At 58.6% G+C, this 18,676-nt stretch carries 21 protein-coding genes, 2 tRNA genes and 1 pseudogene; 8 read left to right on the top strand and 16 right to left on the bottom strand.

The features are described 5' to 3' along the window. Positions 1-357: 357 nt before the first annotated feature. The 3 genes from J2Y63_RS34255 to J2Y63_RS34245 form a co-directional block, all read right to left on the bottom strand. Positions 358-1,449, bottom strand: a complete 1,092-nt coding sequence (locus J2Y63_RS34255) for a helix-turn-helix transcriptional regulator (RefSeq protein ID WP_435269659.1) — start codon at positions 1,447-1,449, stop codon at positions 358-360. 174 nt (positions 1,450-1,623) lie between these two features. Next, positions 1,624-2,937 (bottom strand): aminotransferase class I/II-fold pyridoxal phosphate-dependent enzyme, encoded by a 1,314-nt coding sequence (locus J2Y63_RS34250; RefSeq protein ID WP_435269658.1) that lies wholly within the window; start codon positions 2,935-2,937, stop codon positions 1,624-1,626. A gap of 361 nt (positions 2,938-3,298) precedes the next feature. Then, positions 3,299-3,745 (bottom strand): DUF6641 family protein, encoded by a 447-nt coding sequence (locus J2Y63_RS34245; protein WP_435269657.1) that lies wholly within the window; start codon positions 3,743-3,745, stop codon positions 3,299-3,301. A gap of 153 nt (positions 3,746-3,898) precedes the next feature. On the opposite strand from J2Y63_RS34245, the gene J2Y63_RS34240 reads away from it, so the two are divergent. Further along, positions 3,899-4,600 (top strand): endonuclease NucS domain-containing protein, encoded by a 702-nt coding sequence (locus tag J2Y63_RS34240; protein ID WP_435269656.1) that lies wholly within the window; start codon positions 3,899-3,901, stop codon positions 4,598-4,600. 130 nt (positions 4,601-4,730) lie between these two features. After that, a complete protein-coding gene (locus J2Y63_RS34235) occupies positions 4,731-4,958 on the top strand; it encodes a sunset domain-containing protein (protein WP_435269655.1) in 228 nt (75 codons plus the stop codon). Positions 4,959-4,963: 5 nt separating this feature from the next. Here the strand turns inward: J2Y63_RS34235 and J2Y63_RS34230 are convergent, their stop codons facing one another. After that, positions 4,964-5,209 carry a flagellin gene (locus J2Y63_RS34230; RefSeq protein ID WP_435269660.1) on the bottom strand — a complete coding sequence of 82 codons (246 nt, stop codon included), beginning with the start codon at positions 5,207-5,209 and terminating at the stop codon, positions 4,964-4,966. Between the two features lie 867 nt (positions 5,210-6,076). Then, a pseudogene (locus tag J2Y63_RS34225) lies at positions 6,077-6,643 on the bottom strand (flagellin); the annotation flags it as partial. A 269-nt stretch (positions 6,644-6,912) separates the two neighbouring features. On the opposite strand from J2Y63_RS34225, the gene J2Y63_RS34220 reads away from it, so the two are divergent. Genes J2Y63_RS34220 through J2Y63_RS34210 form a run of 3 tightly spaced genes read left to right on the top strand, consistent with a single transcriptional unit; the run spans position 6,913 to position 8,538 of the window. Then, a complete protein-coding gene (locus J2Y63_RS34220) occupies positions 6,913-7,893 on the top strand; it encodes a recombinase family protein (RefSeq protein ID WP_435269654.1) in 981 nt (326 codons plus the stop codon). Next, positions 7,890-8,180 carry a zinc ribbon domain-containing protein gene (locus J2Y63_RS34215; RefSeq protein ID WP_435269653.1) on the top strand — a complete coding sequence of 97 codons (291 nt, stop codon included), beginning with the start codon at positions 7,890-7,892 and terminating at the stop codon, positions 8,178-8,180. The genes J2Y63_RS34220 and J2Y63_RS34215 overlap by 4 nt, the downstream gene beginning before the upstream one ends. 10 nt (positions 8,181-8,190) lie before the next feature. Beyond that, positions 8,191-8,538, top strand: a complete 348-nt coding sequence (locus J2Y63_RS34210) for a hypothetical protein (protein WP_435269652.1) — start codon at positions 8,191-8,193, stop codon at positions 8,536-8,538. Between the two features lie 8 nt (positions 8,539-8,546). On the opposite strand, the gene J2Y63_RS34205 is transcribed toward J2Y63_RS34210, so the two are convergent. From J2Y63_RS34205 to J2Y63_RS34155, 11 genes are all read right to left on the bottom strand, one after another. Then, positions 8,547-9,863: a tyrosine-type recombinase/integrase gene (locus J2Y63_RS34205; RefSeq protein ID WP_435269651.1), complete on the bottom strand. Its 1,317-nt coding sequence runs from the start codon at positions 9,861-9,863 to the stop codon at positions 8,547-8,549. 188 nt (positions 9,864-10,051) lie between these two features. Next, a tRNA-Phe gene (locus J2Y63_RS34200) sits at positions 10,052-10,127 on the bottom strand. Between the two features lie 174 nt (positions 10,128-10,301). Then, positions 10,302-10,511 (bottom strand): DNA gyrase inhibitor YacG, encoded by a 210-nt coding sequence (gene yacG, locus J2Y63_RS34195; RefSeq protein WP_435269650.1) that lies wholly within the window; start codon positions 10,509-10,511, stop codon positions 10,302-10,304. A gap of 1 nt (position 10,512) precedes the next feature. Then, positions 10,513-11,133, bottom strand: a complete 621-nt coding sequence (locus J2Y63_RS34190) for a Maf-like protein (protein ID WP_256117889.1) — start codon at positions 11,131-11,133, stop codon at positions 10,513-10,515. Between the two features lie 45 nt (positions 11,134-11,178). After that, positions 11,179-11,397, bottom strand: coding sequence for a translation initiation factor IF-1 (gene infA, locus J2Y63_RS34185; protein ID WP_007759621.1), 219 nt, complete (start codon positions 11,395-11,397; stop codon positions 11,179-11,181). Between the two features lie 145 nt (positions 11,398-11,542). After that, entirely contained in the window at positions 11,543-12,004 is a 462-nt protein-coding gene (locus tag J2Y63_RS34180) for a low molecular weight phosphatase family protein (protein WP_435269649.1), read from the bottom strand. 4 nt (positions 12,005-12,008) lie between these two features. After that, complete coding sequence (locus J2Y63_RS34175; RefSeq protein WP_435269648.1) at positions 12,009-12,485, bottom strand: UPF0262 family protein; 477 nt, start codon at positions 12,483-12,485, stop codon at positions 12,009-12,011. 3 nt (positions 12,486-12,488) lie between these two features. Continuing rightward, the gene (hisD, locus tag J2Y63_RS34170; protein ID WP_435269647.1) at positions 12,489-13,787 is read right to left on the bottom strand and encodes a histidinol dehydrogenase; all 1,299 of its coding nucleotides are present in this window, start codon (positions 13,785-13,787) and stop codon (positions 12,489-12,491) included. Positions 13,788-13,834: 47 nt separating this feature from the next. After that, positions 13,835-14,272, bottom strand: a complete 438-nt coding sequence (locus tag J2Y63_RS34165) for a DUF2948 family protein (protein WP_435269646.1) — start codon at positions 14,270-14,272, stop codon at positions 13,835-13,837. Positions 14,273-14,372: 100 nt separating this feature from the next. Further along, positions 14,373-15,665 (bottom strand): UDP-N-acetylglucosamine 1-carboxyvinyltransferase, encoded by a 1,293-nt coding sequence (gene murA, locus J2Y63_RS34160; protein WP_256117883.1) that lies wholly within the window; start codon positions 15,663-15,665, stop codon positions 14,373-14,375. Positions 15,666-15,834: 169 nt separating this feature from the next. Continuing rightward, entirely contained in the window at positions 15,835-16,035 is a 201-nt protein-coding gene (locus J2Y63_RS34155; protein ID WP_435269645.1) for a hypothetical protein, read from the bottom strand. Positions 16,036-16,184: 149 nt separating this feature from the next. Between J2Y63_RS34155 and J2Y63_RS34150 the strand changes: the two genes are divergently transcribed. From J2Y63_RS34150 to J2Y63_RS34140, 3 genes are all read left to right on the top strand, one after another. Further along, positions 16,185-16,259, top strand: a tRNA-Thr gene (locus J2Y63_RS34150). Positions 16,260-17,367: 1,108 nt separating this feature from the next. Continuing rightward, positions 17,368-17,862 (top strand): ferritin-like domain-containing protein, encoded by a 495-nt coding sequence (locus J2Y63_RS34145; RefSeq protein WP_256117876.1) that lies wholly within the window; start codon positions 17,368-17,370, stop codon positions 17,860-17,862. Between the two features lie 289 nt (positions 17,863-18,151). After that, positions 18,152-18,319 (top strand): Thivi_2564 family membrane protein, encoded by a 168-nt coding sequence (locus J2Y63_RS34140; RefSeq protein WP_256117875.1) that lies wholly within the window; start codon positions 18,152-18,154, stop codon positions 18,317-18,319. Positions 18,320-18,676: the final 357 nt, after the last annotated feature.

Genomic DNA, 18,676 nt, shown 5'->3' with positions numbered 1-18,676 from the left:
CAAACACGTCAGGAACGGGATGCTGTCGCCCGTCGAGTTCGAGAAGCAGCAGAAAATCTAACCCGAGGGTGTCTACGAAACTCGGGGCTATTCACCTAAAAGTATGCTTTATAAGCCTCCAATCGCTAACAGAGCCCCCGGTCGAGCTCCTCCCCAAAACTAGTGAAAAAGAAAAAATCTTTAGAGGCTGACGAAGATTTAGGGACCCGCTAGACGCTCAGGTTGACGGTGGCAGTTTTGGATCGCTTAAGGTGGGGCATTATATGCCAACTATACCGTTGATATTTCTGTAGTCGGGAAAAGGGTCGAACCGCCTATAGAAATCTTCGTTATTTTGGGCGCGCCGTTCGCAGCGAGCTAAGGGCTTGTCGGTGTGCGGTGGCTTATAATGTTCGCTATCAGGTCCGCTTGCCGGGTCATACCGCATTTGCTTAGAACAGCCTTGACGTGAGATCGAGCGGTTTCAATACCAATACCAAACTCCCGCGCAGTGGCCGCTACATCGTTTCCTGTGGCCAATGACCGTGCTACCCTTGCTTCAGCGGGCGACAAATCAAACAAGCCCTGCAGCGTTTCACTTTCCACAATCCTGGACCGGTCGACAGACGTTGCGATTAAGAAGTAGGCGGCGTGGGTAAAAATATCTCGGGCATTGCCTCGGACCGGCACGAGATGCAGGACAGCCGGTGGTCGAACGTTCGTCTGTGGAAGAGGAAACGAGCATCCCTGAAGATTTGCCTCGAATTTTCCGCGTTCGATGGTTTCAGAAAACTTCGCATTAGTTCCGGCAGCGCCGAAAATTAGTTTGTCATAAGCGGTTATGACGATTTGGGGCGTAAACTCTTCCAGTAAGCCGTTTGCAGCCAGAACCTTCCCGTGAGACGTAATGATTGCCGCGGGCAGACCCACCAGTTCTAAAGCACGAACGGCAGCGTTGATTTTCTCAAACTGGAGCCGGCTCGACATTGTTGCCGCTCGTGCAAGATGAGGACGCAGCCCATTCAAACGCTCAACATGTTCCGTGCCGAAAGGACCAGCCGCGGTTTCGCGGATAATGTCGAAAATAATGGTATGTCCCGATGGCTCTTGAAACATGTCTCCGACGGTCCAACCGAGGCCAAGCGGACGCAAAAACTCCGTGTAAATGGGATCGCAGGCGATTTCCTCGTGGGTCATCAGGTCAATATCGCGCATGAAAGAAAACGGTGATTGTGCAATATGTCGTGCGGGCCGCACGTTCTGATGCCGAAGGGGGCTACGGGAAAACCGTTCCATATCCTCACGTACGTTCGGACTAGAAACCCATTGAAACGACTGACGATCATCGATGGTGATGAGCGAAGCTGAAAAGCTTTGGATCTCGACGCTTAGCTTCTCGCAGACCGTTTCCCAATGCTCAGTCACGAACGCGGCTTCATAGATATGGTCGATCAAGGCTGAGTTCAGCACGCGCGGCTCCGCAATGGACAAGTCTTGCCGCTTTGTAGAATAAAACTCCTTATTATCAGTTAGCCTGCAAGCCGTCTGTCTTTGGCGCGGTGGTGCCGCTCGGTCGTAACGTCCAACCATGCCTCCGCTGCGGACGCGCGATCAGCATTCACCACGCGTATAGACCGGCGCATCTTACAGAGCGCACATGTTCTGAAACATCGCCCGCGTTGCAAGCGCTTTCTCGATGAACGCATCGATATGCTCCACAGTATGTCCCGCCATAACTTGTAGACGCCATCGCGACTGATTTCTGGCAACCGCAGGAAATTCGACAAGGTTTACGATCGCACCATTGCGGATCATGTGGTTTGTCATTTTACGTGAAATACCGCTGTCGCCAATCACGACAGGAACAATGGAGCTTGGATCCCCCGTTACCTGAAAGCCGTTCTGATGGAGCCTATCGCGCAGGTAATTGACATTATCTCGCAGCTTCGCTCGCAGGGCATGGCCCTCCGTACTTGCAATGATGTCGATAGCTTCAAGAATGACAGCGGCTTGGATCGGCGTCATGGCGTTCGTGAAAGTTTGAGGCCCGCAGCAAGCACGCAATGCACTCCGAAAACCCTCGAAATTCGTTGCAATAAAACCGCCGATGGAGCCGAAGGTTTTGGAGAACGCGCCGAGTAGGATGTCAACGCTACCAATGAGCCTCTGGTCCTCAAGTATGCCTCGTCCAGTCTCACCCATGCACCCTAGATCGTGAGCACAATCGACAAGAAGTGTAGCGTCATATTCCGTGCAGATCGCTTGCAGTTCAGCAAGATCCGGGCTGTCGCTATCCATTGAAAACAGCGTCTCCGTGACCACGAGGATACCGGCGCGCGGCTCGACGCTGCGGATACGGCGAAGCCGGCGCTCCACGGCTACATTTGAAAGATGAGGAAAGCGATGTACCTTGGCGCCAGAACAATCAGCGCCTTCCTGAAGGCAAGCGTGAGCTAGCAAATCGATAATCACATGATCGCCGGCCGTTGCCAGCAGTTTCACAGCGCCAAAACCCGCCATCCACCCCGTCGGAAAAAGCGTGCACTCCTTATAATCCAGGAATTCTTCGAGCCGCTGCTCCAATGCGATGGAAAGATCGGAGTTTCCCATAAGGATGGCGGAGCCGGCACTATGAACGCCATTTTCGCGTGCCGCGCGCTGGGCAGCCGCAATCATTCGAGGGTGCGATGCCAATGATAGATAATCCTGGCTTGCAAAATTGACGCCTTCAAATGGGGTGCCGTCACGAAGACGGCCCTTGGTCTCCGCTTCGATCTTACCGGTAGTAGATTTTTGATAAGGGTCTAAGCCGTGAACTCCTCGGCTATGCAACCAGTCACCGACCGGCACCCAACGCTTGATAAGATTTATCTCGTCGCGTTCGTAAAAATCCTTCGCGACGCCATATAGCATCGCGTCATTATTCTTTTGAGTTGTCGATTTGCTAATTGAATGCATTGCCATCACCGAAATATGAGCCGGCAGCACATTTGTTAATGCCCCATAAAAAGTCCTCCCCAAAATTGGTGAACGAGAACTCTTCCAGAAGGATTGGTTAACCGTGACAAGAAGATGGACCTCCTTGCAATGTACTTGGTACAGAGTGCGTGCCGGCTACATCGCGAGTGCATCGTGCTGAAGCACAGAAGCGTCAAGGAATGCGAGCCGTACCAAGAACAGTGCTGCACTGCGCAAGGAGCCGAACTCGCGTCCGGGGCGCTCTATGACAACGTTCCGGCCCTGCCGGAACGCACAAAGGCCATGGGATCATAAACGATCCCATGGCCTTTGGATGCTTACCCCTCGAAAAACGTGCTGTTTACCTCCGCTTGCGCAGCATCTGGCCGCGCTCGGCGGCAGCGGCGGTCAGTTGCGCGTCAAGCTCGCCGGCCCGGACAGCCTCAACAAGCGTATCGATGACCGTCGGCAGCGCGGAAAGCTCGCCGGCCTCGATGGCGTTCTTGTCCTTAGCGAATTCGATGGCCTTGCCGGCGTAGCGGATCGCGAAGAAAACCTTGCCGTTGGCATCGGTGAACCAGCCCTGACGCACCCGCTTCAACGCCTCGACCTCGACGCTCTGACCTTCCGCGCTCTTCTTGCGGACGATATGCGTGGGGGCGAAATGCTGACCAGCAATCTTCGCTTCGGCCATCTGCTTCTGCTCGGCCAGCGTTGCAATCATCTTTTCCCGCGCCCGCTGTACTGGATCGACGGTCGCGCGAACCGGGACTGCGGAGGTGAGCTTGAGAGCCTTGAGGTGAGACATGCTGTGATCCTTTCCGAAACCGTTGAACGTGTTTCCCGGATACAGCCGTCTGCCAAAAGGTCGAGCAAAGAGTGACCTTCAATATGCGCCGTAACCAACGAGTAAGCCGGTCCGGCTATCACTGTGACTTGCGCAGGATAATAGGGGGCGATCATGGTTCAGCGGCATAGCGTGGTCATCGCGAAGGAAGATGGCGGGGTTGAGGTCTATCCACTGAAACAGTGGCTTCGGCAGAACCCGGACCACTTGCCGGCGGGTCTGGACAGCACCCGCAATACGTCGCATCAACTGCGCGCGGCGCTTCGACAAGCCGGGTGGACGATGCAGGAAACGCCTGATGAAATCCGCATGATCTTTCCTGGCCACTCGGCGCGCATCGACGCGGTCGATGAGGTCTTGGGTGGAGCCGACGAACCGGTCAGCGGCAACGATGAAGGCATTCCCTACTTTTCGCTGGAATATCAGCTACGGGATTTCCTTGCCACGAACCTGCCGTCCATCGATTTCGGTGGACGCAAACTGAACGTCTATGTCGATCCGACCGGCAGGGATGGTGTTGAATATCCAACGGCGGTCGGGCCAATCGACATTCTCGCCGTCGATGAGACGGGCGCGTTTTTCGTCTTTGAGCTGAAACGAGCGCAAAGTTCCGACCGCGCTTTAGGCCAGATCGCCCGATACATGGGATGGGTGAAACAAACTATCGGGCGCGACAAAGACGTGTCCGGTATCATCGTGTCAAAATCCGTCAGCCGAAATCTGAAGTACGGCCGAACCGTCGTGCCGAATATCTACTTGTTCGAATACGCAGTCAGTTTCAGCGTGGCCCCAGCTCACGACATCGATCCAATATAAACAGGCTCGACATGACGGCATAGCCGTTCCATGCCATGACAATTTTAACGTGTTTTTCAACGCGAAGTAAACGGATGCAATTTACTTTTATTTAATGAGCAAGTTTCCTCTGATCGTCGCAGGCACTTGGATGACCGTCTTCCTCGGGACCGGAGGCTATGCATTCATGCCGCGATCCCTCTACGATCCAGCTTGTGATATCAAGGGCAATATCTCCATAAACTCGGGCGAACGCATCTACCATGTCCGAGGCCAGGAGTATTATGACGAGACGGTCATCCGGGCAGAGTATGGAGAACGGTGGTTCTGCACCGAGGACGAGGCTCGCAACGAAGGCTGGAGCAAGGCAGGCAGATAGAGCGCTTACCGGAACAACTGCATAATATTCTCGGCACTACTGTTGGCGATCTGCAAGGACTGGATGGCAAGCTGTTGTTGCGTCTGGAGCGCCTTGAGCCGGGTGGAAGCCTCGTTCATGTCGGCATCGACAAGACGGCCAATGCCCTTGTCGATGGACGCCATTAGGACGTGCGCAAACTCGCTTTGCATATCTATGCGGGTCTTGACCGCACCGAGGCTACTAGCACCGGATATGACCTTCTCCAGCATGGCATCGACACCGAACAGGTAATTGTCGAGATCATTGGCGGGATCGGTGATAGCGACGTCGAGAATGTCGAAATCCGGCGCAGGGCCTAGATTGTCGATGACATTGCCGATCCGCATATAGGCCCGGCTTCCGGCGTTCGGATACAGCGTCTTGTCGATGTCGAAGACGACGGCGCCTGCTATCGGTGCGGCATTCAAGCCGTGCCCCTCCAGGGCAAAGTCCAGCAGAGCCGCAAGAGCTCCCTCAGACGGTATTCTGCCGTCAGTCGTTCCCATTACGAGATCAACCATATCGCGCGTGACGGTGATCTTCGTCGCCGGATCGCTGCCCACCTGAATGTCGAAGCTGAATTCGATATCGCGGTAGATCGTGAACGGTCCGGTGAAGCTGAAGCTCCATTGCGGATATTGATTGTTGAGCTCGGACATCGGTGTGTTTTCCAGCCCGGCACCGAAGCTGCCCGAGCCGAAGTTCGACACGACGCCGGTGATCTGGATGCTCGATCCGGGCAATCCTGTTGTTTCCGTACTTGAGATAGCCAATGTGTTGCCACCGGCCCATCCGGCAGAAGACGGGACGGCATTCGCAGCGAATACGTGGTGCAAGATGGCACCATAGTCCTGCGCGGTTGCCACGATACCATCGCTCGTGCCGAGTGCAGCATCGACAGCCGCTCGGTCAATCGCCAGCGTATGACTGATGCCCGGAGCAAGAGGGCTGTCATCGATCATCACGTTCAGGGTGATCGTATCGGTGGCTCCGAGGGTGAAGGGGCCGGAGAAAGCATAGTAGATTTGCGCTCTGCTGCTCTGCTGGTTGGTGTTCGCACCACGAAACCCGCCGATATCGCCAAGCGAACGGATATCCTTCTGCAAAGCCCCGCCACCGGCGACATTGAACAGGGCGAGATCGGCCATGTCGAGGTCCGTCGTGCCGACACGCACATTGCCGTTAGCGGAACGGATGAAGGAAGAGGTGATGCTTGTCGGCAACCCCGATAGCTCGTTGATGTCCTGCGGGGCGTCCGTGTTGAGCCAATTGACGCCGTTGAAACTGGCGGATGTTGCGATGGAAACGAACTGCTCCTTGAACTGGTCAAGCTCAGTCTGGATCTTCGCCTTGTCTACGCCGTCCTCGTTGGCGGCAACCAGCTTTGCCCGGAATTCCCCGAGCACGTCTATGGTCGCATCGAGACCCGAATACGCGATATCAATCTTCGCGGCACCGAGGCCGAGCGCGTCCGAGACGGCGGAAAGCGCCATGTTGTCGGAGCGCATCGTCGTGAAGATTGACCAATACGCTGCATTGTCCGCTGCGACCTGGACCCGCAGCCCGGAACTCACCTGCCGCTGTGTCTCCGCCATGCTGCTGCCGATCGTGCGCAGCGTTTGCAACGCGGCCATTGCCGAAATGTTCGTGAGGATACTGGTCATGCGTGCAGCCTGCGGTGATGCTTTCCGCCAGCCGAACCCGCGTTCGCTTAAGTTGCAATGCACTCAACCCGTGTTAACGGTCTGTTAACCATTGTGGCTCCACAACTCCTCCTTGAGAGCTGTGGTGATTTGCGTCGGCTTTCTTCAATCCCGACAGCTTTCCCAGCTAGCCGCAGCCATACGCTGATTATACCGTTTGCACCCGGCGGCTCTTATGCTCGCCCGCCCGACAGCCTCATGTTAGCGGATCGCAACATGAGGAGGCCGGCATGGGCACCAAAGACAGCAACACTTTTCCGATCCGGGCCTACTCCTATGTCCGTATGAGCACCCGCAAGCAGCTTCGCGGCGATAGCCTGCGCCGGCAGCTTGAGCGGTCGAAGGTGTTTGCGGATGAGCACTCTCTGCTTCTAGACGATAGCTTGCGGGATATCGGGATCAGTGCTTGGAAGGGTAGAAACTTCAAGACTGGTGCGCTTGGCCGGTTTCTCGCGATGGTCGAGAGCGGGCAAATCCCCAAGGGCAGCTACTTGTTGATCGAAAGCCTCGACCGGCTATCGCGCGAAGCCGTGCCGGATGCGCTCATGCTGTTCATGGCGATCATCAATGCCGGCATCGTCATCGTAACGCTGGGCGAAGACCGGCAGATTTACAGCCGAGATAGGCTTAACGGGGATTGGACAAAGCTCATCATTGGGCTTGCGGTGATGTCGCGGGGCCATGAGGAGAGCCAGACGAAAAGCGAGCGCATCAGCGCAGTCGCCAAACGGAAACGAGAAGACGCCCGCGAAGGCAAAGGTCAGATCACCAGCATCACGCCCGCGTGGATCGATGCCCGGCGGATCGATGCGAAGCGATACGAGTTTACGCTGAACCACCACGCGGGCACGGTGAGGGCAATTTACGAGATGGCGACGCGTGGGCTCGGTGCGACGGTAATCGCACGCAAGCTCAATGCGGATGGCATCCCGGCCTTCAAGAGCAAGGACGGCTGGTATCAGAGCGTCATTAAGGCTCTGCTTCGCCGCCACGATGTCATCGGCTTGTTCCAGCCGCATCGCATGCAGGACGGCAAGCGCGTACCGGACGGCGATCCGATAGCCAACTACTTCCCCCTGCCATCGAGAAAAATCTCTTCTTGCGGGTCCAGGCGATGCGAAGCAATCCGGGAAAGCCCGGACGCAAGGGCAACACATTCGCCAATCTCTTCACCGGGCTTTGCCATTGCGCCCACTGCGGCGGGTCGATGACGATGAAAATGAGCCGGGTCAAAGGCAATGAAAACGGCCGCTATCTGGTCTGCGCCAACTATGTTCGGGGTCACCGCTGCATCGATGGCAACCGGCATTTCCGATACGAACCACTGGAGGCCGCGATCCTCGACCATGTCAAGGAACTCAATCTCGCGGAGACGCTGCAAGCAAGTCGGTTCGATGAGGCCCACCGGGTACTCGAAGAGACCATTGCTGGATTGACGCTTCAGCTAGAAGAGCTTCGCAAAAAAGGAGCAACGGCTGGCGCAGGCCGTCGAAGATGATGATCGGTCGTTGGATGCCATTCTGGATTTGCTCAAGATCCGTCAGATCGAACGGCGAGCCGTCGAAGCCGAACTACGGCTGCATCAGAACGAACGCCAGCGCTTGTCTGCAGGGCATGCCAGTCCCACGGAAACATGCGACCGCATCCGCAAGCTGCAAGGCGCATGGGAACAAGCCGACGGTATTGCTCGCTATGACCTTCGTTCAGAGGCGCATGCCGCTATCAGGGAACTCGTCAGCGAGATGAGTTTCGACAGCGGCAGCTATTCGGCGGTAGTTGTCGTCGAAAACGGCGTGACCGCCTACAGGGTGAAGGAGGGACGGGTCAGCGGACATTTCCGGGCGTTCGCAGCGTGACCCCGTGCTCACCATTCCTTGTGATCCGGCCGTAGCTGATCCTTCCGACGCTCTGTGCTGACCTGACCATAGTGTTTATCGATCATTGCAATCGACGTTCTCGTGTTTCGGGCGATGTCATAGACATCCACGCCGCGAGCGATCATCTCCGAGATGTAGTAGTGCCGCAACGAGTAGGTAGTGCGCGCCACACCGCGGAAATCCGTCTTTAGATTGCAGAGCTTCAATAGCTCGGAGAAGCCTTTCTTGAAGCTCTGAATGTGTTGGCCGCGATGATCGGAAAAAACGGGATCATCATCATTTGGTTCGCGCCCGACTTCCCGCTCGAAGGCATCCCACAGAGCATGAAGCCAAGGGATGACGGACAAGTGTGGAACCACTGCGCCGTGCTTGCCTTTGCCCTGCACCTGGAAGCGAACATCCTGGTCTTGCAGCTTTCCTTGCCGTGTTGAGCGGAAACCGACGATATGGCCCCAATTGAGATTTTTAAGTTCTGTTGGCCGCATTCCGGTGCCAGAGGCGATTTCGATATGGGCATGAAGTTTCAATCGGTCGGCAATGATGTGCATGTTTTGCCGGAATTGCCGCCACACTCTGCCATCCTTGCCACGGATCGGTTTTCCCTGTCCGCTGTGATCGGGATAGATACGTTGCAGGCTGGCGCCGATGAGTGTTTCGAATTCTTCTGGTGTGAAGCTCGGGCGGCTATTGTCGACACGCTTGCGAACCTTGATATCCGCGATTTCGAGCTTGCCGCAATAACCCCACTTTAGCGCCTGTTTGAAAAGGGCGCGCACGATCGTCAGTTCGCCTCGCTGGCGGCTGATCGAAGGGACTTCATGTTTTGCTGAACGCCGCAGGATTTTTCCTCCGCGTTCATAGCGAATATACTGGATCTCCTTGCCTGGTCCTGTGGTCCAGTATGTTCGCCGCCATTCGACATACCGTTCGATATCCGGCTCGCGGATAGTGTCGATGGGCTTGTCACCGAAGAAGCCGATGAGATAGCGTCGAATGACCGGCGGCCAATCTCGCGGATGGTACTCGCTACGATCGTCACGCTCGCTTTCTGCGATGACGAGCTTGATGAATTCCTCAGCGACCTGTCCAAACGGACGAACGACGGCAGTGAAGCCGTTCTTTACACGATAGTTCGCCTCGCTCCAAATCTGGTAGGCTAGATGATGCGCTTCATCGTAGTTGTCGGTCTCGAGGCTTTTTCTGACCTGCTTGCCGCCAGCGGAAAGGCGTACGGACCAGATAGTGCCGCCTGGGCGCTGGAAAAGGGCAAAGGGCTGCTTTGGGTGCTTCGCGTGCTGCAACATGGGGCCTCCGAACGCTACGTTGGTAGCGCATCCTGCGTTAAAGCCGCGCTAACCCGAAGCCGGGGCATGCATGGCGCGCCTTGAAGGGAAAGAGAATTTTGCGAGGTGTGCTAGACGTGTGCTAGCGTATTTCCAGCACAAGCGGGCTCAAAGAACTTTTCGAAAATTCAATGATTTTAAGGGCTTAGTGGTGCCCGGAGGCGGATTTGAACCACCGACACGCGGATTTTCAATCCGCTGCTCTACCAACTGAGCTATCCGGGCATCTGGTGGATTTCGGTTTGAAATCCGTGGGGCGTTTGGTTGCGCCCCGGAAGCGAGCGGGGTTATAGCATCTTGCAAAAATGTGTCCAGCCCTGTCGGCGGTTTTTTGCGGGAAAAATGGCGGGCTTTTCAAATATCGGAAAAGATTAGGTTTTCTTCGTGTGACAGCGACTGTCACACGTCGTCTTCGTCGGCTTTCGCCTCGTCGTCGGCGACGGGGATGGCGTAGGAGCCGGAGAGCCAGCGGTTGAGGTCGACGTCGCGGCAGCGATCCGAGCAGAAGGGATAGTGCTCGCGCGCGGAGGGGCGGCGGCAGATCGGGCAGGGCACGGCCTTGCGCAGCGGCGCGACCTTTGCGACCGGTTTTTCGGTCTCATCGCTCATGTCAGGCGTCCGCCCAGCCGGCATGCACGTCGAAACCTTCGCCGGAGAGCAGCGTGAGCGTCTCGTAGAGCGGCAGGCCGACAACATTGGTGTAGGAGCCGACCAACTTGACGACGAAGCTGCCGGCAATGCCCTGGATGCCGTAGCCGCCCGCCTTGCCGCGCCACTGGCCGGAGGCGAGGTAGCGCTCGATATCGGTGGTCGAGAGGCGCTTGAAGCGCACCTTGGTATCGATGACCTTCTGGCGCACAGTGCGATCCGGCGTGATGAGGCAAACGCCGGTGAAGACGCGGTGGCTGCGGCCGGAGAGGAGATGCAGCGCGCTCGACGCCTCGTCGATCATCTCCGTCTTCGGCAGGATGCGCCGGCCGACCGAGACGACCGTGTCGGCGGCGAGGATATAGCTGCCGGCATAGGCCGGGTCGCCCTTGATGGCGGCAAGTGCCGCCTGCGCCTTGCCGGTCGACAGGCGCCGTGCCAGCGAGCGGGGATGCTCGGAGCGCTTCGGTGTCTCGTCGATATCCATCGGCATCAGGCGCGTGGGCTCGATGCCCGCCTGCGCGAGCAGCTCGACGCGGCGCGGCGAGCCGGATGCAAGGATGAGCTTGTCGTTCTGCGCCATGGGGTCTCCGGGAAGCGCCTTGAAAGAAAGACGCAGCCCTTTGGCTTACTTGAAACGGTAGGTGATGCGGCCCTTGGTGAGGTCGTACGGGGTCATCTCGACCAGAACCTTGTCGCCGGCGAGAACGCGGATGCGGTTCTTGCGCATGCGGCCAGCGGTGTGCGCGATGATCTCGTGCTCGTTTTCGAGCTTGACGCGGAACGTGGCGTTCGGGAGCAGTTCCGTCACGATGCCGGGAAATTCGAGGACTTCTTCTTTTGCCATCTTGTGATGTTATTCCTGTAGGGTGGATGAGGGCGAGCCGGATGCCCGCCTCGAAAAATTTGCCGGAAACTACACAATCCCCGGTCCTTTGTGAACACCGAAGCGCCGGCTTTCTGCATTTGCCGGAAATCGGCCTGCCTGGCGCCTATCCGGGGGCCTTCAAACGCTTCTCTATCAGCATTTTCAGGAACTCGCGAACCTCCCGGTAGGAGGAGAGGATCTGCTCGCGCGTGCCGGTCGCGACCGTCGGGTCGGGCGTCGGCCAGTACATGACGTCGACGGCCATGGAGCGGGTGAGTTCGAGCGCCGCATGATGCGCCTCGGGCGCCAGCGTCACGATGAGGTCGAAATAGTCGTCCTCCAGCTCGTCCAGCGAATGGGGCGAATGGCGACCGAGCGACAGGCCGACCTCGTTCAGCACGGCATCGACGAAGGGATCGCGCTCGCCGGGCCGCACGCCGGCGGAAGCGACATAGGTGCCGGGCAGCAGGCTGCGGGCGATGGTCTCGGCCATCGGCGAGCGCACGGCATTCATGCGGCACATGAAGAGGATCGAACGGGGCGTTCGCGACTTTGCTTCCTCGGGTACGGGGGAAACACCCTCCATCCGCTCACCCGCGCCAGTAGAGAACGCAGACGAGCGTAAACAGGCGGCGGGCGGTGTCGAAGTCGAATTTGATCTTGCCCGAGAGCCGGTCCATCAGCGTCTGCGAGCCCTCGTTGTGGATGCCGCGCCGGCCCATGTCGATCGCCTCGATCTGGCTCGGCGTCGCCGAGCGGATCGCCTGGTAATAGCTTTCGCAGATCATGAAATAGTCCTTCACGATGCGCCGGAACGGCGTGAGCGAAAGGATATGGGTGGCGACCGGGTCGCCCGCCTCGGTGCGGATGGCGAAGACGAGCTTGGAATCGAGAAGCGAGATATTCAGGCGATAGGGGCCGCCGGCATGACCGATCGGCTCGAAGGAATTTTCCTCGATGAGGTCGAAGATGGCAACGGCACGCTCGTGCTCCACGTCCGGCGTGGCGCGACCGATCGTGTCGTCCAGCACCACGTCGCAGAGGCGGAAACTGCCACTCTTGCCCATCGCCTATCCTTCCCGGTTGAGCCGGATGGCGACCGAACGGGCATGGGCGCCGAGCCCTTCGGCTTCGGCAAGCGTGATGGCGGCGGGGCCGAGCGCGCGAAGCTGATCCGGGCCGAGCCGCAGGATCGAGGTGCGCTTCATATAGTCGAGCACCGAAAGGCCGGACGAGAAGCGGGCGGAACGGGCGGTCGGCAGCACATGGTTGGAGCCGCCGACATAATCGCCGATGACTTCCGGCGTGTGGCGCCCGACGAAGATGGCGCCGGCATTGCGGATTTCGCCTAGCAGCGCATCCGGATCGGCGGTCGCGATCTCCAGATGCTCGGCGGCGATACGGTTTGCCAGCGGAATGGCCTTTTTCAGGTTCGGCACGATGATGACAGCGCCGAAATCGCGCCAGCTGGCCGCCGCGGTTTCTGCGCGCTCCAGCGTCTTCAGCTGGCGCTCCACGGCGGCTTCCACCGCTTCGGCCAGCGCCAGGCTGTCGGTGACGAGGATCGACTGGGCGCCGACATCGTGTTCGGCCTGGGCGAGCAGGTCGGCGGCAAGCCAGTCCGGATCGTTTTCCGCGTCAGCGATGACGAGGACCTCGGAGGGGCCGGCGATCATGTCGATGCCGACGGTGCCGAAGACGTGGCGCTTGGCGGCGGCGACGAAGGCGTTGCCGGGGCCGGTGATCTTGGCGACGGGGCGGATCGTCTCGGTGCCGTAGGCGAGTGCCGCGACAGCCTGCGCGCCGCCGATGCGGTAGATCTCGTCGACACCGGCAATGCGCGCGGCCGCAAGCACGGCCGGGTTGATCTCGCCGCTCTTCGCCGGCACGACCATGACGACGCGCGGCACGCCGGCTACCTTGGCCGGCACCGCATTCATCAGCACGGAGCTCGGATAGCTCGCGGTGCCGCCCGGAACGTAGAGACCGACGGCATCGATCGCCGTCCAGCGCGAGCCGAGGCCCACGCCGATATCGTCCTCGTAGATGTCGTCCTTCGGCCGCTGGCGGGCGTGGTGTTTCTCGATGCGCTGAGCGGCGAGTTCCAGGGCGGCGATGATCTTAGGATCGACGGCGTCATAGGCCTGTTCGATCTCCTCCAGCGATACGCGCATGGAAGTCGTCGCAAAATCGAGCCCGTCGAATTTTTTCGAATAGTCGGCAAGGGCCGCATCGCCGCGGGCGCGCACATCGTCGATGATCGTGCGCGCGATGGCATTGACGTCTTCGGAGACTTCCCGCTTGGTCGTCAGGAAGGCAGCGAACCGGCTTTCGAAATCGCTGCTCTGGTAGTCAAGTCTGATCGCCAAGTCGTCCGTCCCTGTCGTCTTCCGGCGAAAAATCGCCGGCGCCTGCCTCAAACCGCCGGATGGCGGGGTTTCAAGCTGGTTTCCCATGCTCCGCCGGTATCTGCAAGCTGAACTTCGACGCATTCCACATCGAGCGCGACGGAGGCATTGCCGGAGAGCACGAGTTCCAGCGTGCCGTCCGGTCCTTCATCCTGCGGCGTGAAATTGACGGCGAGCAGGGAGAAGACGCTGTCCTTGTCCTTCCGGTCGATCCCGAGCGAACGCACGGCATTGACGCGCTTGAAGGCGACCACGGCGCGGCGGCGCTCGAAGGCCTTGCCGCGGCCGGTCGCCGTTTCCCAGACGAAGCGGTTGACGACGACGGAAAAGACGTGGTGGCGGGCGTCATAGGAGAGGCCGTCGGTCTTGAAGACCGCGTCCTGGAGATGGGCCGAGACGACGGACAGGTCTTCCGTGTCGAGGGCAAGCAGTTTCAGGCTGTCCATAAGTGTCCTTCCCGGGGACGCCGCGGGTTGCGGCATCCCGATCTTCCATCACGAGATAGGACGGTACGCGGCGGACTGCAACTCCGCCGCGTTTCGAAGATCAGTCGCTGACGCGCTCGACCACGGCGCCGCAGCGCGTAAGCTTCTCTTCCAGCCGCTCGAAGCCGCGGTCGAGATGGTAGACGCGCGACACCATGGTCTCGCCTTCCGCCGCAAGGCCGGCGATGACAAGCGAGACGGAGGCACGAAGGTCGGTCGCCATGACCGGTGCGCCGCGCAGCCGCTCGACGCCCTCGATCTTGGCCGTCTGGCCGGAGAGCGAGATCTTCGCGCCGAGGCGGGCCAACTCCTGCACATGCATGAAGCGGTTTTCGAAGATCGTCTCGGTGATGTGCGAAATGCCGCTGGACTTGGTCATCAGGCCCATGAACTGCGCCTGCAGGTCGGTCGGAAAGCCGGGGAAGGGGTCCGTCACCACGTCGACCGGCTTGATGCCGCCGCCGTTGCGCACCACGCGCAGGCCGCTTTCCGTGGAGGTGATCTCGGCGCCGGAGCGGCGGATCGCCTCAAGCGCGGTATCGAGCAGGGAGGCATCGGTGCCTTCCAGCACGACATCGCCGCCGGTCATCGCGACGGCCATGGCATAGGTGCCGGTCTCGATGCGGTCCGGCAGCACGCGGTGGCGGGCGCCGGAAAGCTGGTCGACGCCTTCGATGGTGATGGTGGCCGTGCCGGCGCCGGTGATCTTCGCGCCCATGGCGTTCAGGCACTTGGCAAGGTCCTGCACTTCCGGCTCGCGGGCGGCATTGCCGATCACCGTCGTGCCGCGCGCAAGCGTCGCCGCCATCATGAGGACATGCGTGGCGCCGACCGAAACCTTCGGGAAGGTGTAGCGCGCGCCGATCAGGCCGCCCTGAGGGGCCGTCGCCTCGATATAACCGCCGTCGATCTCGATCTTGGCGCCAAGCGCCGTCAGCGCCTCGATGAAGAGGTCGACCGGCCGCGTGCCGATGGCGCAGCCGCCCGGCAGCGAGACGCGGGCCTTGCCTTCGCGGGCAAGCAGCGGGCCGATGACCCAAAACGAGGCGCGCATCTTCGAGACCAGCTCGTAGGGCGCCGTCGTGTCGACGATGTTGCGCGAGGTGAAGTGGACCGTGCGGGAATAGCCTTCCCCCTGGCGCTCGCGGCGGCCGTTGACGGAAATGTCGGCGCCGTGGTTGCCGAGGATGCGGATAAGCTGCTCGACATCGGCCAGATGCGGCACGTTTTCGAGCGTCAGCGTGTCGTCGGTGAGCAGCGAGGCGATCATCAGCGGCAGCGCAGCATTCTTGGCGCCGGAAATCGGGATGGTGCCCTTGAGTTCGTTGCCGCCTACAATTCGGATGCGATCCATGTGCGATTACGGGCCGGGCCCGCCTTTCTCAAAGAATTTCGGCTTTCGGAGATGGCGGCCTCTTTAGAGCATCGCGATCGAAAAATGAAGTCCATGCCGACCGCCCGCCTTTTTTCGCGCACCCGGTTCGCAACCACCCCCGCAGCCTTCAAGGTGAAGACCCGCTCGACTAAGCGTCCGATTCGTCTTTTTTTGCGGCAGGCATGCCGCCGGGTAGCCCGACTGTCTCATCCGCCGCGCCCGCGCGGCGCGAACGCGCCTGCTGCTTGCGGCGCTGGAGATTGTCGCGCAGCGTCTTGGCCAGCCGCTCGGCGCGGATCTCCGCTTCCGTGCGGATCTTCCCGCTCTTCTTGTCGTCATTACCACTCATACCTCTCCTCTTAGCGAACTTGCCCGCGGGAAAAAAGCGTGGTCCGTGTCAGATTTGTTTCGACAATCGCCACATCGGCGCTTGCGCTGCCCGATCACCTGTGGCAATAGGCCCTCGCTCACGCGAAAGCGCCTTCCGCTTCGCAAGATGCTGCTATAGCTCAGGGGTAGAGCACTCCCTTGGTAAGGGAGAGGCCGAGAGTTCAAATCTCTCTAGCAGCACCATTTCTTCCCTTTGAAATGATTGAACATATTGGAATTGCTTGAGTTCTGGCTGTCCCACCGGTGCACAATGAGCACTTGTAGTGCCTTCACCTGTCCTCATCGGCAGAAGCTCTTATTTTTAAGACCAGATCGACAAGATTGCCAGCAGCGAACGGCTCCGGGTTTCGGAACGAGTCGCTGCGGGCGAGTTCCCGCTACTGGCATAGCGCGAACTCGGCGCTCGGCCCACTTCTGGGGGCGGCGGATTTTGAAGCATCGCCGAGCCAGAGATCTCTATATCATGAATAGGTATATGGGCGGGACGCCTATGGCGAGAAGGCCGGCCACGACCAACGCCGCCGCGGCCAACAAAGTCCGATCGTTCTCTTTATGCTGGCTGACCTGTTTCATGAGGTTGCTCGCTTGGTGCTAGGACTGCTCGTGAACACTCATCTAGCTCCGTTGTTCCGGCCTCACGCTCCGCGAGTCTCAATAAATATTCTAATCCGCTAAAGCGCGTGGAACGCCTACCGAACGATTAGAAAGCGATTAGAGAATTGGTGCATCGCATTACGCCGTATGGATGATGCCCGCCGGGCGTCGCTTGAGCGACCATGCAAAGGTCGTGCTGGGAGCACTCTTCCAACAATTATCCAGGAAACCGAGAGCAATTGGGGTTCGTGGATTCGATCTACTGGCTGGCTGGTCGCCTCGTGCGTCTCACGCTGCATTGAGAAATGTGGTGGAGCACCAGGGCCAAGCGTATGCAGAGGATCCGGACCCGGCTGATGGCGCGTGGAAGGGCGTAAACCGATGCGGCTCCCTTTAGCGCCATTTTGATTGGATCGTGCCGTTGACCCAAAAGATCAATCTCATGGGTATATGTCTGCTCGCAACCTTCATCGTCATTTTTGGATCCGTGTTGAGCATGACACTCTTTCGACGGGCTCGCAGCCGACCATGGCAACTGTGAACGCGTTAGCGACACAAAACTCACAGAGCGTACCCCAATAGCGGCTTGCGCACAGTATTTTGCGGCTATCGCTATCAAAGCTCGGTAGGTTAACGGAACTATCTGCCTCACCTCCCATTGTTGGTGCTCCAGTCTCAGCCAGAAGGAAGTCCCAACATGAAAACGCTCGCCGATATATTCGAACACACACTCCAAGACATCTATTACGCCGAGAACGCTATGACGAAGGCTTTGCCCAAGGTAGCGAAGGCTGCAAAAAGCGCCGAACTTAAGAAGGCGGCAGAGGACCATCTTTCGGAAACGAAGGATCAGATCAAGAAGCTTGAGCAGGTCTTCAAGTCGATCGGCAAGAAGGCATCTGGCGAGAAGTGCGATGCGATCGAGGGCCTTATCAAGGAAGCAGACGGACTGATGGAAGAGGCGGAAGGAACGGCGCTCGATGCCGGCTTGCTCGCCGCCTGCCAGGCCGTGGAACACTACGAAATCGCCCGTTACGGGTCGCTTCGCGAATGGGCGAAGGATCTCGGCCACGACGAGGCGCACAAGCTCCTGAGTGAAATCCTCGACCAGGAAAAGGCGACCAACAACAAGCTGACGAACCTCGCAGTGACGGCGATCAACAAGACCACGGCGGCTAAAAAGGCCGCTTAGCCTCCACTTCCGCAAAAGCTTGTACTGCTCCAAATCCGCTCGCCTCTTCCGGGGTGGGCGGGTTTTTGTGAGCTCGACATATCGTCGGTCTGTGTAAGCAAGCCGGCCGCCATTTCTCCTCCATGAAGCCAGCCAGAACGAGCGTCGGTCCGACACGGTGTAGATCGACGGGACTGTTTGCCGCGATGCCAGCGGCCACAAGCTCGTTGCGGGGCACTTGTCATACTCGCAAAGGGCCATAGTTACGCCCTTACAGCGCAATTCAGCGCTGGCTTAAGGAGTTGGGGCTTTGGCTACATCGGTTCTCGTCAGCATTTTGATTACCTTCCTCGTAATCGTGCTGGTCCTCTATCTCATCGGACGATTGCCGCTCGATGGACGTGCAAAACAGATCGCGCAAATTGTCGTCATCATTATCGGCATCATTGCTTTGCTGAAGTACATCGCAGTCTTCTAGCCAGTGCGATGGGGCGGCGTAAGCAGCGTGCTGTCCCTACGCCGCCCATTTGTCTCGATGAACGCTGCTCTTGATCCGTGCATGAAATTACCTTGCCTCGGCTGTTACGGGGGAAGCGAACGTATATATTGCCATCAGCACAATGGCTTTCAGTTGCATGCTCAATAAGGGCTTCGATGAAAAAAGCGCGAGACCTATGATTGTCGGCTGAATCGACTTGTCGTGCCAGAAATTAAAGTTGCATAAAGCGGGACGACATTTGCGGAGTCTAGGCTCAGGACCTATTAATTTGGTTTGAGCTGTGATTCACGGTTTCTGGAAGGAGACCGTGATGAGTGATTTGTTTCTGCTGAGCGA

This window comes from Shinella sp. BE166 (assembly GCF_051201095.1).
GTDB lineage: Bacteria > Pseudomonadota > Alphaproteobacteria > Rhizobiales > Rhizobiaceae > Shinella > Shinella lacus.
The sequence above is the reverse complement of the archived record's forward strand: the minus strand, read 5'-3'. Positions and strand labels throughout refer to the sequence as shown.

Excerpts from the sequence above, each read along its gene's own strand:
- J2Y63_RS34250 (WP_435269658.1), bottom strand. The coding sequence starts at position 2,937 with ATGCATTCAATTAGCAAATCGACAACTCAAAAGAATAATGACGCGATG.
- J2Y63_RS34245 (WP_435269657.1), bottom strand. The coding sequence starts at position 3,745 with ATGTCTCACCTCAAGGCTCTCAAGCTCACCTCCGCAGTCCCGGTTCGC.
- J2Y63_RS34240 (WP_435269656.1), top strand. The coding sequence starts at position 3,899 with ATGGTTCAGCGGCATAGCGTGGTCATCGCGAAGGAAGATGGCGGGGTT.
- J2Y63_RS34235 (WP_435269655.1), top strand. The coding sequence starts at position 4,731 with ATGACCGTCTTCCTCGGGACCGGAGGCTATGCATTCATGCCGCGATCC.
- J2Y63_RS34230 (WP_435269660.1), bottom strand. The coding sequence starts at position 5,209 with ATGCTGGAGAAGGTCATATCCGGTGCTAGTAGCCTCGGTGCGGTCAAG.
- J2Y63_RS34220 (WP_435269654.1), top strand. The coding sequence starts at position 6,913 with ATGGGCACCAAAGACAGCAACACTTTTCCGATCCGGGCCTACTCCTAT.
- J2Y63_RS34215 (WP_435269653.1), top strand. The coding sequence starts at position 7,890 with ATGACGATGAAAATGAGCCGGGTCAAAGGCAATGAAAACGGCCGCTAT.
- J2Y63_RS34205 (WP_435269651.1), bottom strand. The coding sequence starts at position 9,863 with ATGTTGCAGCACGCGAAGCACCCAAAGCAGCCCTTTGCCCTTTTCCAG.
- yacG (WP_435269650.1), bottom strand. The coding sequence starts at position 10,511 with ATGAGCGATGAGACCGAAAAACCGGTCGCAAAGGTCGCGCCGCTGCGC.
- J2Y63_RS34190 (WP_256117889.1), bottom strand. The coding sequence starts at position 11,133 with ATGGCGCAGAACGACAAGCTCATCCTTGCATCCGGCTCGCCGCGCCGC.
- infA (WP_007759621.1), bottom strand. The coding sequence starts at position 11,397 with ATGGCAAAAGAAGAAGTCCTCGAATTTCCCGGCATCGTGACGGAACTG.
- J2Y63_RS34180 (WP_435269649.1), bottom strand. The coding sequence starts at position 12,004 with ATGGAGGGTGTTTCCCCCGTACCCGAGGAAGCAAAGTCGCGAACGCCC.
- J2Y63_RS34175 (WP_435269648.1), bottom strand. The coding sequence starts at position 12,485 with ATGGGCAAGAGTGGCAGTTTCCGCCTCTGCGACGTGGTGCTGGACGAC.
- J2Y63_RS34165 (WP_435269646.1), bottom strand. The coding sequence starts at position 14,272 with ATGGACAGCCTGAAACTGCTTGCCCTCGACACGGAAGACCTGTCCGTC.
- murA (WP_256117883.1), bottom strand. The coding sequence starts at position 15,665 with ATGGATCGCATCCGAATTGTAGGCGGCAACGAACTCAAGGGCACCATC.
- J2Y63_RS34155 (WP_435269645.1), bottom strand. The coding sequence starts at position 16,035 with ATGAGTGGTAATGACGACAAGAAGAGCGGGAAGATCCGCACGGAAGCG.
- J2Y63_RS34145 (WP_256117876.1), top strand. The coding sequence starts at position 17,368 with ATGAAAACGCTCGCCGATATATTCGAACACACACTCCAAGACATCTAT.